16 protein-coding genes are annotated in these 16,387 nt (G+C 69.5%); 9 read left to right on the forward strand and 7 right to left on the reverse strand.

Annotation, left to right across the window (positions count from 1 at the left end; genetic code table 11):
* Window positions 1-54 precede the first annotated feature (54 nt).
* From NS3_RS13365 to NS3_RS13390, 6 genes are all read left to right on the forward strand, one after another.
* Window positions 55-864: a hypothetical protein gene (locus NS3_RS13365; RefSeq protein ID WP_067859079.1), complete on the forward strand. Its 810-nt coding sequence runs from the start codon at window positions 55-57 to the stop codon at window positions 862-864.
* Entirely contained in the window at window positions 861-1,949 is a 1,089-nt protein-coding gene (locus NS3_RS13370; protein WP_067859081.1) for a hypothetical protein, read from the forward strand. Before NS3_RS13365 ends, NS3_RS13370 begins: the two co-directional genes overlap by 4 nt.
* Window positions 1,946-3,421: a hypothetical protein gene (locus tag NS3_RS13375; RefSeq protein WP_067859084.1), complete on the forward strand. Its 1,476-nt coding sequence runs from the start codon at window positions 1,946-1,948 to the stop codon at window positions 3,419-3,421. Before NS3_RS13370 ends, NS3_RS13375 begins: the two co-directional genes overlap by 4 nt.
* On the forward strand, window positions 3,421-4,728 hold the full coding sequence (locus tag NS3_RS13380) for an AAA domain-containing protein (protein ID WP_067859088.1): 1,308 nt from the start codon (window positions 3,421-3,423) through the stop codon (window positions 4,726-4,728). The genes NS3_RS13375 and NS3_RS13380 overlap by 1 nt, the downstream gene beginning before the upstream one ends.
* Before the next feature lie 348 nt (window positions 4,729-5,076).
* Window positions 5,077-5,604, forward strand: coding sequence for a DUF6448 family protein (locus NS3_RS13385; protein ID WP_067859090.1), 528 nt, complete (start codon window positions 5,077-5,079; stop codon window positions 5,602-5,604).
* An 82-nt stretch (window positions 5,605-5,686) separates the two neighbouring features.
* Entirely contained in the window at window positions 5,687-6,052 is a 366-nt protein-coding gene (locus NS3_RS13390) for a hypothetical protein (protein WP_067859093.1), read from the forward strand.
* Between the two features lie 225 nt (window positions 6,053-6,277).
* Here the strand turns inward: NS3_RS13390 and NS3_RS13395 are convergent, their stop codons facing one another.
* Together NS3_RS13395 and NS3_RS13400 are read right to left on the reverse strand one after the other, a co-directional pair.
* Entirely contained in the window at window positions 6,278-7,492 is a 1,215-nt protein-coding gene (locus tag NS3_RS13395) for an RNA polymerase sigma factor (RefSeq protein WP_067859095.1), read from the reverse strand.
* Window positions 7,480-7,851 (reverse strand): YciI family protein, encoded by a 372-nt coding sequence (locus NS3_RS13400; RefSeq protein ID WP_067859097.1) that lies wholly within the window; start codon window positions 7,849-7,851, stop codon window positions 7,480-7,482. The genes NS3_RS13395 and NS3_RS13400 overlap by 13 nt, the downstream gene beginning before the upstream one ends.
* A gap of 298 nt (window positions 7,852-8,149) precedes the next feature.
* On the opposite strand from NS3_RS13400, the gene NS3_RS13405 reads away from it, so the two are divergent.
* Complete coding sequence (locus NS3_RS13405; protein WP_067859099.1) at window positions 8,150-8,455, forward strand: hypothetical protein; 306 nt, start codon at window positions 8,150-8,152, stop codon at window positions 8,453-8,455.
* Window positions 8,456-8,464: 9 nt separating this feature from the next.
* On the opposite strand, the gene NS3_RS13410 is transcribed toward NS3_RS13405, so the two are convergent.
* The 5 genes from NS3_RS13410 to NS3_RS13430 form a co-directional block, all read right to left on the reverse strand.
* Entirely contained in the window at window positions 8,465-8,797 is a 333-nt protein-coding gene (locus NS3_RS13410) for a helix-turn-helix domain-containing protein (protein WP_067859102.1), read from the reverse strand.
* Complete coding sequence (locus tag NS3_RS13415; RefSeq protein WP_067859105.1) at window positions 8,797-9,162, reverse strand: type II toxin-antitoxin system RelE/ParE family toxin; 366 nt, start codon at window positions 9,160-9,162, stop codon at window positions 8,797-8,799. Before NS3_RS13415 ends, NS3_RS13410 begins: the two co-directional genes overlap by 1 nt.
* Before the next feature lie 128 nt (window positions 9,163-9,290).
* Window positions 9,291-10,745 carry a serine/threonine-protein kinase gene (locus tag NS3_RS13420; RefSeq protein ID WP_067859494.1) on the reverse strand — a complete coding sequence of 485 codons (1,455 nt, stop codon included), beginning with the start codon at window positions 10,743-10,745 and terminating at the stop codon, window positions 9,291-9,293.
* A 32-nt stretch (window positions 10,746-10,777) separates the two neighbouring features.
* Window positions 10,778-11,881, reverse strand: coding sequence for a hypothetical protein (locus NS3_RS13425; RefSeq protein ID WP_067859108.1), 1,104 nt, complete (start codon window positions 11,879-11,881; stop codon window positions 10,778-10,780).
* A gap of 151 nt (window positions 11,882-12,032) precedes the next feature.
* Entirely contained in the window at window positions 12,033-12,404 is a 372-nt protein-coding gene (locus tag NS3_RS13430) for a winged helix-turn-helix transcriptional regulator (RefSeq protein ID WP_245649598.1), read from the reverse strand.
* A gap of 211 nt (window positions 12,405-12,615) precedes the next feature.
* Between NS3_RS13430 and NS3_RS13435 the strand changes: the two genes are divergently transcribed.
* Together NS3_RS13435 and NS3_RS13440 are read left to right on the forward strand one after the other, a co-directional pair.
* Window positions 12,616-13,155 carry a DinB family protein gene (locus tag NS3_RS13435; RefSeq protein ID WP_084495508.1) on the forward strand — a complete coding sequence of 180 codons (540 nt, stop codon included), beginning with the start codon at window positions 12,616-12,618 and terminating at the stop codon, window positions 13,153-13,155.
* Window positions 13,156-13,510: 355 nt separating this feature from the next.
* On the forward strand, window positions 13,511-16,387 hold the full coding sequence (locus NS3_RS13440) for a helicase-related protein (RefSeq protein WP_067859114.1): 2,877 nt from the start codon (window positions 13,511-13,513) through the stop codon (window positions 16,385-16,387).

The following is a 16,387-nucleotide window of genomic DNA, read 5'->3' on the forward strand; positions in this document are numbered from 1 at the left end:
TGAGAACACTGGCAAATACTGGACTTCACTGGAATATCTGGATAATCTCGCCTCGTGCCAGACACCGCCCAGCAATTGGAGGACCGCATCGCGGAATTGCGCGCCTCCGTCCGGCGCGCGGTGTCCGCCGGTGACCGCGTCGGCGCCCGGCAACTGCGCGCCGAACTCCGGCAGGCCGAGAACGCCTGGGAAGACGCGGTTCTCGGTATCGAACTCGAGGACGAGCCCGTCGAGCCCGCGCCGGCCGTCCCGGTCCGCGAACACGTGCACCGCGCCCTGACCCTGCTCGGCGCCCCCGCCACACCGAAACTGGTGCTCGGCGTCCACGAGGCGTTCTTCTCCGGTGAACTGATCCCCGCCCGCCTGACCAGCCTGCGCCGCGACGAGGAGCGCTCGTTTCGCTCCGCCCCGCAGGCCCGCCCGTATTACATCTGCTCGGCGCTCACCACCGACCTGCTGGCGCCCGCGCGCGGCCTGCTCGCGGTCAGCACCTGGCCGCTGGACAAGCGCATGATCGGCCCGCTCAGTCCGCGAGTAGACCTGCTGAACTGCACGATCCGGCTCGCCGAACACATGGCCGCGCAACCGTCCACCGACCGCCGCGCCCAGCGCGTGCTGTGGAAGCTGGCGATCTCGATCCCCGGCGTGCGCGGTGGCCCCGACACCATCGACCACGCGGACGTCATCGACTGCGCGACGCGCGAACTGTCCGTCCACCAGGCCGAGGACGCGGCCCGGCGCGCCGAGGCCGCGCAACGGGCGAACAATCGACTCGATCACACCGCCCAGCTGTTCGGAGTTCGTCTGGGCATCGCCGACAGGCAGGCCGACATGGCCGACACGCGACGGAAAGAGGTGGGATGAACACACTTTCGGCACGGCTGGACGAACTGCGTGGTGCGGCGCCGGCGTGCCGTCACAACGCCAGGACGATCGCGGCGTTGACGGCGAATCCCGGGTGCACCCGGCGCGCGCTGCTCGACGCCGCGGCGGTCGACAAGGCCGCCGTCGCACGCCATCTCGGCTTCCCGCCGACCTTCGGCCAGTCCCAGTTCGCGATCACCCGAGGCAACGCCTTCGAGGCGATGGTCAAGGCCAACGGCTGCGCCGATCTGCTCGCGCTGCTGCGCGAGCGGCTGGACCTGACCATTCCCGAGGTCGCCTACCACAACCTCGAGGCCGTCGGCGACAACACCTCCAACGCCATCCGCTACCGCCGCACCCGCCAGCTGTTCGAGCAGGCCGTGGATTCCGGCGAGGGCACGCTGTTCGACCACCCGATGCTGCGCCTGGAAATCGCCGGAGCCACCGCGTATCTGGAACCGGATGTGGTGGCGCTGCGCCTCGGCGGCCAGTTCCACGTCGTGGAGATCAAGTCGTTCCCGGTCGTCGACGGCCAGGCCGATCCGGCCCAGGTCGCCGCCGCCGCGCGCCAGTCCGCGGTCTACGTGATCGCGCTGCGCGAGCTGATGCGCGAGATCGGCGCGGACCCGGAGAAACTGGTCTCGCACAATGTGATCCTGGTGTGCACCACGGATTTCAGCAACCGTCCGACCGCCGAATTGGTCGATCTGCGCAAACAGATCGCGGTGGTCTCCCGCCAGCTCTCCCGCCTCACCTCGATCGACCAGCTGGTCCGAACCCTGCCCGAGGACGCCAGTTTCGCCCTCGGTGATCAACTCGCCGACACCCTCGCCGACATCCCCGCCCGCTACGCCCCCGACTGCATGTCGACCTGCGAACTGGCCTTCGCCTGCCGCGACGAGGCCCGCTCCCAGGGCTGCGTCGACGTGCTCGGCCGCACCGTCTGCGACGACCTCGGCGGCCTGGACAACATCGACGTGGTCTTGTCCCTGGCCGAGGGATCGCTGGAACTGGGCGAGGAATTCGCCGACATCACCGAGGTCCTGCGGCAGGCGCACCGGCTGCGCCTGGAGATCGCCGGATGAGCGTGCTGACCGCGCTGGCCCGCATGGAAGCGATGCGGGCCGGGCGCGCCCAGCCGATCGCCGACCTCTGCCACACCCACCTCTCCGACCGCCCGCTGGTCATGATCCCGCTCAAGCTCGCCGGTGAGGCCGCCGCGCCCCTGGCGATCATGATCGGCTCGACCCCCGCGACCCCGCGCCTGCTGATCGTCCCCCAACCCCGCGACCGCGTCCTGCGCCTGCGCTTCATCGCCGACCTCGCCGACATCCTGCTGCCCTACATCACCGGGCACACCCTCGAAACCGAGGAACGCACCAACAAAGCGGGCGAGACCTACCTGCGCTGCCTGGACGCCCCACAACTGTGGGTGCCCAATACCGGCGGCATCGAATTCCTCGGCCTGCTCGGCCGCTCGGTGCGCTTCCACCGCACCGACGGCGACAATCCCGTCCCCGCCTCCATCCCCCTGCTCGGCCGCTGGCTCACCTGGTTCCGTGACCGCGCCGAGCACCCCGGCTCCAGCGTCGCGCTGCCCATGACCTCGGTGCTGTCCGCGCACTGGGCCAGCGGCCAATCCCCGCTCGAGGACGCCAATCTCGCCGCACTGCTCGGCTGGATCGCGCCCCCGCCCGGCCGCACCGGTCAAGAAGCCGCCGCCCGCGCCGAGGACCCGCTCTCGGTCCCGCCCGCGGGCCCCGTCACCGACCCCGGCTTCGACAACGAGGAACTCGCACCGCTGATCGCCTCCTACGACGAGGCGATCGACGAGTCCGCGCGCTCGGTCGCGGTCCAGCGCATCGAACGCGCCCTGCACAAACAGATCGAACCCACCTGGCAACTGATGTGGCAGGGCATGTCGCTGCTGCGCGCCCTGCCCTCCGCCCCGCACACCGAAGGCCGCTGGTCCGACGACATCGCCGCCTTCTCCTACTTCCTCGACACCATCCCCGAAGGCACCCCGCAACCCCGACGCGACTCCGCGGTCTCGGCCGCCCGCCGCCTGCTCGACCGCGAACGCGCCCTCGAACGCTACGATGCCGAACGCGCCTTCGACGACCCCCGCGTCATGCTCGAACACCGTTTGGCCGGAACGGCTTTCACCGGCACCGTGGTCGACGTCAAGCCCACCCGCACCGAAGCCAAGGGCTCCCGCAAAGTCCTGCGCCCCCATCTGCGGGTCCGGACCAGCGATCCCTTCACCGCCGTCCCCGGCGAAAAGCTCTGCAATATCAACCATCCCAAGCAGTCCGGCACCGTCCTCGAGGTCGACGGCGACACCATCGCGCTGGAACTGTCCGGCGGCATGGGCCGCAAACTCGTTCCCGACCCCGGCACCGTCCCCGAACTCGACACAGGCATCGGCTTCGCCCGCTTCACTCCCGGCGGCTCGTCGCGCCCCCCGAAACTGCCCACCCGTGAGGAAACTCCCTGGACCCACGGCGGCCCGCCGCCGGAATGGGTGCCCACCGCGGACACCTTCGAGGAACTGTGATGACCACCGACACCGCCCGCGCCGCCGACACCGCCGTCGCGGGCATCCTCACCGACCTCGCCACCTCCACCAACCGGGCCATCGTCGTCGACTCCCCGCCCGGCGCGGGCAAATCCACCCTCGTGGTCAAGGCCGCCCGCCAGCTCGCCGAATCCGGCGAGCAGCACATGATCGTCGCCCAGACCAACGAACAGGTCGACGACCTCATCGAACGCCTCGCCATCGCCGACCCCGGCCTCGCCATCGGCCGCGTCTCGGCGGCCGGCTACCTGCCGTCGGAGCGCATCACCCGCCCGAATGTGACCGTGGCGCAGAAGGTCACCGACCTGGCCGACCGCACCGTCGTCATCGGCACCGCCGCCAAATGGGCCACCATCGAGGAAGGCCGGTGGCAGCACGCCATCATCGACGAGGCCTACCAGATGCGCAGTGACATGCTCCTGCGCATCGCCAACCGCTTCGACCGCGGCCTGTTCGTCGGCGACCCCGGCCAGCTCGACCCCTTCGCCACCGTCGACACCGGCCGCTGGGCGGGCCTGACCTGGGACCCCACCACCAGCGCCGTCTCGGTCATGCTCGCCAACAACCCCGACATCCGCCCACACAGCCTGCCCGTCTCCTGGCGCCTGTCGGCCACCGCCGCCCCCGTCGTCTCCGCCGCCTTCTACCCTTTCAACGAATTCCGCGCCGGCACCGACCCCGCCGCCCGCACCCTCACCTACTCCGCCCGCGGCCTGCGCACCCCCGTCGACGCCGTCCTCGACGAAGCCGCCGACCACGGCTGGGGCTGGTACGAACTCCCCGCCCGCCACGCCCTGCGCACCGACAGCGAGGCCATCCGCGCCGTCGCCGACATCACCCGCCGCCTGCTCGAACGCGCCCCCACCGCGCACTCCGAACAGGGCACCCACACCGTCACCATCGACCGCGTCGCCATCGGCACCGCCCACCGCGACCAGGCCGAGGCCATCCGCACGGCCCTGCGCGGCACCCCCGCCGAAGCGGTCACCGTCGACACGGCCAACCGCCTGCAGGGGCGCGAGTACGACGTCACCGTGGTGCTGCATCCACTGTCCGGCCGCCGCGACGCGAGCGCCTTCCACCTGGAGGCCGGGCGCCTGTGCGTGCTGGCCTCCCGCCACCGGCACGCCTGCATCATGGTGGGTCGGGCCGGTATTCCCGAACTCCTCGACGCACACCCGTCGGCCGAGCCGGTGCACCTCGGCGTGCCGGTCAAGTTCCCCGATGGGTGGGAGGCGAATCAGGCGATCCTGAGCCGGCTCGAGCAGCATCGCGTGCGCGCGTGACCGATCGAATTCCTCGAGACATCTCAACCGTTCGAAACGGGCGCGGGAATTGATCGCTGCCAAGGGTTTCGACACCACCGGCACGGTGCTTGCCTGTTACCGCGGCGCGGACTCGACGAGAATCTCCGCGCCGTCGGCACCGCCGCCGGCGAGGGCCAGGGGATCCACGAACTCCGCTGCTCATCGACCTGTCCACCCTCTACTCGGCCCCCGGACAGGGGCCGTTCCCCGGGTACACCGCGCGATCCGCCCGACGACCGCCGGTGCGGTGACCTTCGGCCCTTCTCGGCCCGCACGTCCCCTCCTAGCGTCGATGTCGAGGAAAGCTCTCGGAAAGAGAGGAACGGTATGCCTCCGCACTGTGACTCACTCGACGGTCCCGTCGTTTCCGCGGCTCGACAGGCACTCGACACCGCCGAGGTGACCCGCGTTCTGCCGTTCGTTCCCGCCGAAGCGGAAGCCGAGGTCCGCGCGGCGTTCGACCGGGTCATGCCGCTGCGCGACACCGGCGCTCAGGCCGCCCGCGAGCTCGCCGAACTCTGGTTCTTCGAAACCGTCGTCCGACTGCACCGCGCCGGCGAAGGCGCCCCCTACACCGGACTGAAACCCGCTGGGCTGTCGGTCGGTCCGGTGATCCCGCTGGCCGAGCGCGCGATCGAATCCGGCGAGAGCCGACAGCTGACCGACTTCCTGAGCAACGTTCTGCGCGACGAACTGAAGCACCGCCTCGACACCGTCCGCGGGCTGGCCGCGCACCGAGCCCTGTCCGTGGCCGACGACCGGCGGTACGTGCAGGCCATGCTCGGCTACCAGGTCTACAGCCACCATCTCTACACAGCGATGCGGGCCCACGATCACCACGAGGAACAGAGATAGCTATCTGATTGCTTTCCGGCGCGGCGCCCGGCAGCAGCGGTAGCCTGAGTCCGGCAGCCAGCAACCAGACCTAGGAGCCGCTATGAGCGGTAGGTACCTCGGAATCGCCGCCGCGTCGGCGTTCACCGCCCTGCTGATCCTCCCCGCCACCGGCGCCGCGGCCCTCGCGCCGCCCGTGGCGACCGGCGCCGCGGGCGTGGCCCAGCCGGTATCCCAGCAATCGCCCCCGCCGCCGGACACGGGCCCCTATGTTGTGCAATGCCTGAACGGCGACTCCGGCATGGCCAGGTGGAGCAACGGCCAGACGGGCTACTCCGAATGGTGCATGAACGGAAACGGCGGCCCGCACGGCCCCGACGGGTACGGTCCGCTCGGCCCGGTGGAGCCCGGTCTGCCGGGTGGGCCGCCGACGCCCGGCGGGCCGATGCAGCCGGGCATACCGTTCTGACGGTCCAGCACCATCGGCCTCAGCCCACCATGTCTTCCTCAGCCCACCATGTCTACCTCAGCCCACCATGTCTTCGACGAGGTCGACAACTCGACGCGTGCCGCCACCGCCGGTGCCGCTGCCCGCCACTCTGCCGACCGGCGGGCGCGTTGCGGATCGCTGACGAGCGTCCGCGGGCGTCCCCGCCGATGTTGTAGAGCGGCGCCAGGGGCGCGCGCACGGCGATCAGTACCGTTCGAGCACGTCCCTCGCCTCGATGAGGAATCGCCGTTCGGCGCCGTCGTGTGAAAGATCGATCGCGCGGGTGTACGCGACGCGGGCTTCTTCCACACGGCCGAGCGACGCGCACAGATGAGCGCGGACCGCCCAGGCAGGCTGGAAGCGCCGGTCGTCGACTTCGGCGTCCAGGATCTCCAGCCCCGCGGCGGGCCCGTGGACGCGGGCGGTCGCGGCGGCGAGCGAGGTCGCACTGCCGAGCGTGGGGGCGAGCCGATGCAGCGCGCGGTGGGCCTCGAGGATGACGGCCGGGTCGGCCCCCGCGCCTTCGGCGGCTTGGACAGCGGCTTCGAGCTGATAGCGACCGAGCGTGCCGAACGAGTGCGCGCGCCGCAGATGGGCGTGTCCCCGGGCGACGAGTGCGGCGTCCCACAGTCCGCGGTCCTGCAGTTCCAACGGAACGTACCGTCCGTCGGCATCACGACGCGCGGGTGCGCGAGCCGTGCACAGATCGATGAGAGCCGCGAGCCCGTGTGCTTCGGGATCGTCGGGCAGCACCTCCGTGAGCACTTCGGCCAGATACAGCGCCTCGCCGGTCAGCGACTCGTGCAGCTCCCGCCCGGTGCTGTGCCAGTCGATGGCGAAGGCGCCGTAGACCGCGGCGAGGACGGCATCGACCCGTGCGGGCAGCTCCGCGCGGTCGGGCACCCGGAAGGGAATGCGCGCCTGCCTGATTCGCTTCTTCGCCCTGGTCAGCCGAGCCGCCACCGTCGTCTTGGGCACGGCGAACGCCCGGCCGATCTGTTCGGCCGTGCAGCCGAGCAGGGTGTTGAGCATCAACGGAGTCCGGGTCATGGGGTCGATCGCCGGATGCGCGCAGACGAACATCAGCTCGAGCCGCCGGTCCTCCAGCGCGTCCGGATCGATCCGGTCCAGCAGGCCGGGATCGTGACGCTGCGGGTCGAGCGTGACGGTGCGGCGCGCGGGCGCGCCCGCGGTGACATCGCGGACGCGATTGCGCGCCACGGTCAGCAACCAAGCGTCCGGGTTGGCAGGCACGCCGTCCACCGGCCAGGTGCGCACCGCGCGTTCGAAGGCGTCGGCGAGCGCGTCCTCGGCCGTCGTGACATCACCACAGCGGGCCGCGAGCAGCGCCAGCAACCGGCCGTAGGACGTGCGGGCCGCCTCGGCGGCCCTCGACGCCGCATCGGTCACGCCGTCCATTCCCCGGCGATGCACGAGGTCGCGACCGGCCGCACCTCCAACATCGCGTAACTCGCCGCCGGGCACTTCTCCGCCCACCCGAGCGCGGCGTCCAGATCCGGCACGTCCACGACGAACACCCCGGCCAGCGCTTCCTTCGTCGCCGCGAACGGCCCGTCCTGCACCTGCAACGACCCGGTGCGCCGCGTCACCGTGGTCGTCGCCGCCTGGCACGCGAGGATGTCGGCGCCGACCAGCACACCGGCCTCCTGCAACGCGCGCCCGTACGCGCCGAACGCCCGCTGCATCTCCTCGATCGCCTCCGCCGGGATCTCGCCCTCGGCCGGCTCCTCGTTGTGGATCAGAAACGCGTATCGCATCGGTCTCTCCTTCGTCGGGGGCCGGATTCAGTATCCGCGCCATCGAGAAGATGACGATCGAGCGCGGGCCGAATCGACGGCGTCGATTGATCCGCTCGTCTACGACCTGACAGCCATGCGCGGCCGCCTTGCGCCGCTACCGTCGGTACCGCCGCCCCCGCCGAGGCCGGTCCCGCCCGAACCGCCGGACGGCTCGGTGGTCCGGTTCACCCGAGGCGGTCGATACACCTATGTCGCGGTCCGCCGCGGTAGATTCTGGGAGACGACCTCGTCAACGAGCGGTTCGGTCGATGAAGTGATGACCTGGCCCGACCTCGCCACTCGAGTCCGCGCGTTCGAGATCGCCGCCGACTGGGCTCAGGTCGCACCGCAGGGGGACCATCGGAGTCTCGAATCCGGGGCCGTAGTCCGCTTCACGATCGGCACGCACTACCTGGCGGCACTCAATATCGACACCTACGGCCAAGCGCAAGGCGACTGGTACACCACCGTCACCGGGCACACCGCCGCAAGCCTGCCCCTCGGCGACCTGGCCGATTGGTCCGAGATCGCCGACCACGGCACGCACGTTCAGATCGCCACGGCATGGCGCCGGCTCCCCTGACCTGGCGGATCAGGCAACCTTCCACGAGCGGTCACCGAGCGTGACCACGACGTCGACAGATCCCCCCAGAGCGGCGATATAGGCTCGGATCGTATCGATTCCCGAGATCTCCCCGCGCTCGATCTTCGACACTCTGGCCTGACTGAATCCCAGAAGCTCTGCGACCTCGGCCTGAGTCAGTCCGATGGCCTTGCGAATCTCGGCCAGCTGATGCCCACGGAGGTAAGCCGCGTGCCGTTCGGCGGCGACGGACTTCGCCGCAGCACGTTCTTCCGCGGAACGGGGGTCGACCGCCCGCCCCTTCGCTTTGACGTCGCTCCACTTGGCGAACTCTGCGCTCATCATCGCTCCTTCAATGCCTCGAGATGCTCCGCGAAGCGCTTGTCGGCCAACGGTATCGTTTCCTGATACCACCCTCGCCAGTTCCCCTGCTTGTCACCGGCCACGAGGACGATCGCCTCTCTAGCCGGGTCGAATGCGAAGAGCATCCGAACCTCGGATGTGCCCGTAGATGCAGGCCTCAGCTCTTTCATGTTGTGATAGCGGCTCCCTTTGACTCGATCGACCATCGGCCGACCCGCCGCGGGCCCTTCAGCAGCCAGGTAGTCCAGCGCTTCCTCGATCAAGTCCGCAGTGCCCGCATCGTGCGCACACAGCTCCAGGTACCACGTCTCGACCTCCCGATGAAGACTGATCTGCCAGACCATGGCCGCAGACTATAACCATACAGTCATATTCGCAGCAATTCGACCCGCGCTACCAGCACAGCATCCGATACTGAATTTTGTCTCAGGCAACTCGGTCGCCGACGCTACTTCCGTGCTCGAACGCGACCTCAGCGCCGCAGATCGGCGAGAATCCCCCTCACCTCCGCCACCCGCCGATCCGCCGGCCCGAACCTGGCTTCCAGCTGCGCCTTCAACCGCTGGAACCGGTCGACGGCTTCGCCGGTGCGCCCGAGGTGCAGCACGCATTCGGCGAGGCGGCGCTGACAGAGCATGACCTGGTCGTCGTAGGGTCCGCGTTCTGCGGTGAGGTCGTCGATGAGGGCTTGGTAGAGCTCGCTCGCCTCCGCGTAGCCGTGCGATTCGAAACGTAGTCCGGCCAGCTGGATCCTGGCGTCCACCACGTCGGCGTCGCGCGCGCCGAGTAGGGGGACGGCGGCGTGGACCGCGCGATGCAGATGTCGCACGGCCGGGTGGTAGCGGGATTCGTCGGCGAGGTGGCGGGCTTTCTCGACCGCGCGATGCAGGTCGCCGCGAGTGTGCTCGTCGGAGGGCACGATTTCACCGGGCACGATGTCACCGGGCGCGATGTCACCGGGCGCGATGTCCTGAACCGTTCGCTCCCCGGCGGGCGAGGCGCCGGGCGCGAGTACCGTGGGCGCCATTCGTGCTCGCGCGGGCGCACCGACCGCCAGCGCGTACATCCGCGCCGGGCTGTGCACATCGTCGATCAGCTCGGCGACATCGGTGGCGTGCCGCAGCAGCACCGCGTGCACGGCGGCCGCGCCCGCGGGTCGGCTCTCCGGCTTCTTCTCGAGCATGCACATGATCAGCCCGGCCATGTCGGCCGGGATGTCCGGGCGCTCGGCGCGGATGTCGGGTGCCGGGGTGGAGATCTGGTGGTTCCACACGGTGAAGGCGTTCGTCCCGGTGACCACCCGTTTGCCCGTGAGCAGTTCGTGCAGGATCAGCCCCAGTGCGTAGAGGTCGGTCTGCGGCGTCACGTCTCGGGATTCGACCTGCTCGGGCGCCATGAACGCGGGGGTGCCGATCGTCTGCCCGGTGCTGGTGAAGCGACTGCGGTCGGAGTCGGGGGCAATGGCCAGGCCGAAGTCCAGCACTTTCACCGTCCCGTTCCCGCACAGCATCAGATTCGACGGCTTGAGGTCGCGGTGGTAGATGCGGTGGCGGTGGGTGGCGGCCAGCACGGCGGCGGTCTGCGCGCCGAGCGCGGCGACGATGCCGATCGGCAGCGGTCCGCGGCGGGCGAGCAGATCCTCGAAGCCGACCCCGTCGACGAACTCCATCACCAGGTAGGGCCGGATCGGATCGGTGTCGGTGATCCCGGCGTCGTAGATCGCGGGCGTGCCCGGATGGTCGACCACGGCCATCAATTCCGCTTCGCGCAGAAAGCGTTTGGTCCACTCCGGGTCGGAATCGAGGCTCGCGTGGGTGAACTTCACGGCGATCCGGCGCTTGAGGTTGTGGTCGAAACCTTCGTAGACCTCGCCCATCCCCCCGGCGCCGACCTGCCGGATGAGGTCGTAACGACCACCGACCTGCACCAGGCCACCTCCGTGAATCTCGAACCGAAACACTATTCGCCGGTGTCCACCGGTCGCAATCGGGCGGTCGCCAAACCCAGATACCCGAGGCGGACCATCTGCTCGATGGCCGCACGACGCCGATGCCAGCCGTCCTCGAGCTTACGCAGCCGGTCGAAGGCCCGCGCGTACTCGCGCTGGTCGGAGGGCGAAAGGCGGGGCACCTCCACCTGATAGAGATCGGTCCCACCGGAGCCGTGCGCCTCGATCGCCGCACGCAGCACTCCCGCGAGGAAATCCGGGACGAGCGCTTCCGACTCCACGCGCACCAACTCGATGCCCGGCCCGAGCAGCGCACCGTCCTCGCCGCACACCCGCACGACCACGTCCTCGGCGATCACCACCACATCCCCGGCCCGGCAGATCACCGCCCCGGCCGCCTGTCCGTCGCCATGCCGGGACGGCCCCCGCCCCAGCCGAACGTCCTTGGCCGTCCACATCGGCGTAGTGCCCGCGGTGGCGACGGTCGGCGGAGACTGATGGAACACGACCATCCCGGCCTCGGCGAGTTCCCCCAGCGTGACCCCACCCGCCGCATCGGACTCCGCGCGTTCCAGCACCGGCGGCCGATCCTCGGGCCCATCGACGAGCGCCTTCCACAGCGCCGGATAATGGTCCAGTTCGAGAGTGTGCGCGTCGGCCGGGCTCAGATCGACTCGCTCGTCGAGCCTGTCGACAGCGCGCACCACATACCGCGCCGCCTCCGGATGCGCCGGATCGGACCGGAACGCCTCCCACACCGAACTCACCAGCGCGCGATCCCCGTTCGCGTCCAGCAGCAGCACATGCTCGTGCCGTTCACCATCGGATTCACCGAGCACCCACAGGTCGCGCTCGGCCGCCAGCCGAGTCACGATCGCCCGCAACACTCCCCTGCGCAACAGCGACGACCGCAACGGCCGCGCCTGCGCGTTCGCGAGGGCCGCCGAGGGCATGAGCACCACGACCGACCCGGATTCCGAAGCCTGCGTGAGGCATTGGAGCACCCACGCCTGCGCCCCCTCGGCCGATTCCCATCGCCGATCAAGGTCGTCCCCATAGTGCCCGGGGTCGTACAGCGTCGCGCCGAAGGTCTGCTCGGCGAAGTCGTGCCACACGTCGGCGCCTCCTCGGTTCGATCGGCACATCGAAACGCTAACAGCGCGCCGCGGACGAGCACGCAGGTCGTGCAATCGAACTCGCGCATCGAGCGCGCAGAGATCGCCCTCCGAGGCGGCACTCAGCGCCCACGCACTGTCGCGCGGCCTGTCAGGTGAGATGGGAGTCGCGCAACTCGTCCATGTAGGCGTGGATCTTGTCCTGGTCGCCATACCATCCCTCGAACCGAGGCTCGGTTGTCGATGTCGTGGGGTCCAGCAGGTGGCCCACCCGGGCCAGCTCGAACAGCAGCGGGACGAGCTGGATGCCGGCCTCCGTCAGGGAGTACCTGCCCTGAATCCCTCGCGGCGCGGATTCTTTCGTCAGCAAGCCCGTCTCCACGAGCTGGGACAACCGCCGCGACAGCATCGGCGGGCTGATCCCCTCACGCGACGCTGTCAGCAGCTCACGGAAGCTGCGATGGTCACAGAACGCCACGTCACGCAGAATCACCAGGCTCCAACGGTCCCCGAGAAGCTCCACCCCCCGGTTGATGGGGCAGTCCGACCGTCGCTGAGTGATCACCACACCTCCACGTAGTTGCGTATTGATACTACCCTGCGCTAGCGTCACTAGTAACAATCTTTAACTACCCGGAGATGCCGAGCCCGGCAGCGCGTCTGTCGTCCGACAGCTCTCGACCACCGCCGAGGTCGACGCACTCGACCGGAACCCGTTGATCGGAGTCGACGTCATGACCGAAGAAGCTCGCCGCCACCTCGACTTCGCCGCGACCTTCCAGTCCATCGCGGACGCCACTACAGACTGGGACGCCCCCACGCCCGTCGAGGAATGGCGCGCCCATGACATCGTCGACCACCTCCTGGACTGGCTTCCGCCCGTCCTGTCCGCCGGGGCCGACGTCACCCTCCCCCTCGCCGCGGGTGACACCCCCGCCCAGAGGTGGTCCGCGCGCGCACGCGATGTCCAGGCCCTGCTGGAAGACCCCGACATCCGCTCCCGGCCAGTCCACCACGGACCCTTTGCCGGAGAACCCCTCGGGCACGTCATCGACCGGATCTACACCTCCGACATCTACATGCACTCATGGGACCTGGCGCGCGCAAGCGCGATTCGCGCGGACCTGGACCCGGCCTACGCCCGGACGCTCCTGGAAAGCATGCGGCCCATCGAGTCGGTTCTCCGCAGTTCCGGCCACTTCGGCCCACCCACCCACACCGACAGCACCGACCCCGTCGACCAGCTCATGGCTTTTGTCGGTCGCCGGATTTAGGGCCCCACAGCAGCTGTTACCGGCTCGACACCTTCGGCGGCACCGCCCGCAACCGCCTCGCCCTCGCCGACGAACTGAGCGCCACCCTCGACTACCCGCACAGCTTCGTCCACGCCGCGATCCTCGCCTACCACCCGCACAACGGCTGACCCGCGCGCCGATCGGGGCCGCCCGCGATCAACCGGCCCCTCGGCATCTCCCCCCGCGTCCCACCGAGAACCCCCGCACGGCACGCACCCGACACGCCGCCGCGCCCGGTCAATGGTCCGAACAGATGACACAGGGAAACAACGCGACCCTCCCGAGCGGTACTAAGTTGGTTCGTTCCACCGCCCACACAGCAGGAGCCCTGTCGATGACCTCCGCGCACCCTCGTGCCGACCTCACTGTCGCTCCCGGCTCGATCGTGGTGGTCCGCGACGAGGAATGGCTGGTCACCTCGGCCGAACAGGGCTCCGACGGCTGGCTGCTGCGGGTGCGCGGCCTGTCGGAGCTGGTCGCCGACACCAATGCCACGTTCTATTCGAGCCTCGACGACATCGAGGTGCAGGACCCTGCCGCCGCCGAGATCGTCGCCGACGGCTCCTCCGGCTACCGCGACTCCCGCCTCTGGCTCGAAGCCCTGCTCCGCAAGACCCCTTTCCCCTACGGCGACCAGACCCTCACCGTCTCCACCCGCATGCTCGCCGACTCCCTCGGCTACCAGCGCGCGGCCGTCGCCAAGGCGCTGGACCCCCGCCTGATCCGCCCGCGCATCCTGCTCGCCGACGCGGTGGGCCTGGGCAAGACCCTCGAGATCGGCATGATCCTCTCCGAGCTGGTGCGCCGGGGCCGCGGCGAACGCATCCTCATCGTCACCCCGCGCCACGTGCTCGAGCAGATGCAGCACGAACTGTGGTGCCGCTTCGCGCTGCCGTTCGTGCGCCTGGACTCCGCGGGCATCCAGAAGGTCCGCCAGAAACTGCCCGCCACCCGCAACCCCTTCACCTACTACAAGCGCGCCATCATCTCCATCGACACCCTCAAGAGCCCCCGCTACAAGGCCCACCTCGAACGCCAGCACTGGGACGCCGTGGTGATCGACGAATCCCACAACCTCACCAACGTCGGCACCCAGAACAACGAACTCGCCCGCGTCCTGGCCCCCAACACCGAGGCCCTCATCCTCGCCTCGGCCACCCCGCACAACGGCCGCGAGGAATCCTTCGCCGAACTCCTGCGCCTGCTCGACCCCACCGCCGTCGCCCCCGACGGCTCGTTCGACAAGCAGGACGTGCAGTCCCTGCTGATCCGCCGCCACCGCCACCACGACGAGGTGGCCGCCGAGGTCGGCAGCGACTGGGCCGAACGCGCCGAGCCCGTGCACCGCCTGGTCCAGCCGTCAGCAGCGGAAGACGCTGTGGCGCGCGAACTCTCGCAGGTCTGGCTGCATCCCGAGTCCGGCTCCTCCCCGTATTCCGGCGAGACCAAGGCCCTGTTCCCGTGGACGCTGGCCAAGGCGTTCCTCTCCTCCCCCGCCGCGCTGCGCGAATCCATCGACCAGCGCCGTGCGAAGCTCAGGGGCTCGCCGACTGCCGAACAGCGCGTCGAACTCGACGCCCTGAACACCCTCGCCGACCTCAACGACAAGGCGTTCACCGAGGCCGCGGGCAAGCAGGCCGCACTGGTGGAGCGATTGAAAGAGATCGGCGTCGGCCCGAAGTCGGATCTGCGCGCCGTGGTCTTCGCCGAACGCATCGCCACCCTGAAATGGCTCACCGAACAACTGCCGCCTGCCCTGGGCTTGAAGCAGGAGAACGTCGTCATGCTGCACGGCGGCCTCTCCGACGTCGAGCAGCAGGAGATCGTCGACAAGTTCAAACTGGAGACCTCCCCCATCCGGGTGCTGGTCACCGGCGACGTCGCCTCCGAGGGCGTCAACCTGCACGCCCAGTGCCACCACCTCATCCACTACGACATCCCGTGGTCGCTGATCCGCATCGAACAGCGCAACGGCCGCATCGACCGCTACGGCCAGCGCCGACCCCCGGTCATCTCCTCCCTCGTCCTCGAACCCTCCGACCCCGACTTCTCCGGCGACCTGCGCGTCCTCTCCCGCCTGCTGGAGAAGGAGAACGAGGCCCACTCCGCCCTCGGCGACGTCGCCTCCCTCATGGGCAAACACAGTGTGAGCGAAGAGGAATCGGCCATCCGCGACGTGCTGGCCCGCAAAACCACCCTCGACGACGAGGTCCGCGCCATCGACGACGTGCTCGGCGGCGACGACATCGACGCCTTCTTCGCCGAACTCGACATGCTCGACGAGCAGACCCCCGACCTCCCCGAACTCCCCCGCCAGAGCCTCTACCCCGACGACATCACCTTCCTCGGCGAAGCCCTCGACGCCGCCTTCGACGACGTCCCGCACGCCGACCCCTCCGCCGGCGGCGTCGGCTGGACCGTCCACGCCAACCACGGCATCGCCGAACTCGTCCCGCCGAAAGACCTGAAACAACGCCTCGCCCAGCTCCCGCAGAACTACCTCCAGCACGGCGGCGTCCTCGAACGCCTCAAGCTCGCCACCACCCCGCAGGTCGGCGACGCCCAGCTGCGCGCCGCCAAACAGGGCAAGGGCGTCGACAACACCACCTGGCCCGAAGCCCACTTCCTCGGCCCCCTGCACCCGGTGCTCGACTGGGCGGGCGACCGCGCCCTCAGCGCCCTCGGCCGCAACCAGGTCTTCGCCATCCGCGGCGCCCTGCCCGCCCCCACCGTCCTGCTCATGGGCACCCTCATGAACCGGCGCGGCCAGCTCGTCTCCCGCGTCTTCGCCACCGTCGTCTTCCCCGCCCCCGACAACCCGTCGTTCTCCCTGGTCGAAACCCACCAGGATCTCGACTTCCTGCTCACCGACACCGGTTTGAAGCCCGGCACCGCCAACCCCGGCCCGCTCGCCGACGTCGAATCCCTGCGCCCGCTCATCCCCCGCGCCGTCGACCAGGCCGCGCAGGCGATGAGCATCGTCCTCGACCAGCAGGAGCGCACCGCCACCGAACGCCTCGCCCAGTGGCGCGCCCGCGCCGACCGGTGGTATGCCGCCGCCGACCAGCTCGACCTGTTCGGCAGCCAGAAGTCCAAGGTGGACAAGCTGTCCCGCCGCATCGCCGAAGAGCAGCGCCTCGCCGAATCCCTCGCCCCCACCCAGCAGCTGGTGCGCCCGCTGCTGGTGATCGTCCCCGAAAAGGATCAGTGA

This window comes from Nocardia shimofusensis NBRC 100134 (assembly GCF_001613125.1).
GTDB lineage: Bacteria > Actinomycetota > Actinomycetes > Mycobacteriales > Mycobacteriaceae > Nocardia > Nocardia shimofusensis.

Coding starts and splice junctions, on each gene's coding strand:
- NS3_RS13370 (WP_067859081.1), top strand. CDS start 861: ATGAACACACTTTCGGCACGGCTGGACGAACTGCGTGGTGCGGCGCCG.
- NS3_RS13375 (WP_067859084.1), top strand. CDS start 1,946: ATGAGCGTGCTGACCGCGCTGGCCCGCATGGAAGCGATGCGGGCCGGG.
- NS3_RS13380 (WP_067859088.1), top strand. CDS start 3,421: ATGACCACCGACACCGCCCGCGCCGCCGACACCGCCGTCGCGGGCATC.
- NS3_RS13385 (WP_067859090.1), top strand. CDS start 5,077: ATGCCTCCGCACTGTGACTCACTCGACGGTCCCGTCGTTTCCGCGGCT.
- NS3_RS13390 (WP_067859093.1), top strand. CDS start 5,687: ATGAGCGGTAGGTACCTCGGAATCGCCGCCGCGTCGGCGTTCACCGCC.
- NS3_RS13395 (WP_067859095.1), bottom strand. CDS start 7,492: ATGGACGGCGTGACCGATGCGGCGTCGAGGGCCGCCGAGGCGGCCCGC.
- NS3_RS13400 (WP_067859097.1), bottom strand. CDS start 7,851: ATGCGATACGCGTTTCTGATCCACAACGAGGAGCCGGCCGAGGGCGAG.
- NS3_RS13405 (WP_067859099.1), top strand. CDS start 8,150: ATGACCTGGCCCGACCTCGCCACTCGAGTCCGCGCGTTCGAGATCGCC.
- NS3_RS13410 (WP_067859102.1), bottom strand. CDS start 8,797: ATGAGCGCAGAGTTCGCCAAGTGGAGCGACGTCAAAGCGAAGGGGCGG.
- NS3_RS13415 (WP_067859105.1), bottom strand. CDS start 9,162: ATGGTCTGGCAGATCAGTCTTCATCGGGAGGTCGAGACGTGGTACCTG.
- NS3_RS13435 (WP_084495508.1), top strand. CDS start 12,616: ATGACCGAAGAAGCTCGCCGCCACCTCGACTTCGCCGCGACCTTCCAG.
- NS3_RS13440 (WP_067859114.1), top strand. CDS start 13,511: ATGACCTCCGCGCACCCTCGTGCCGACCTCACTGTCGCTCCCGGCTCG.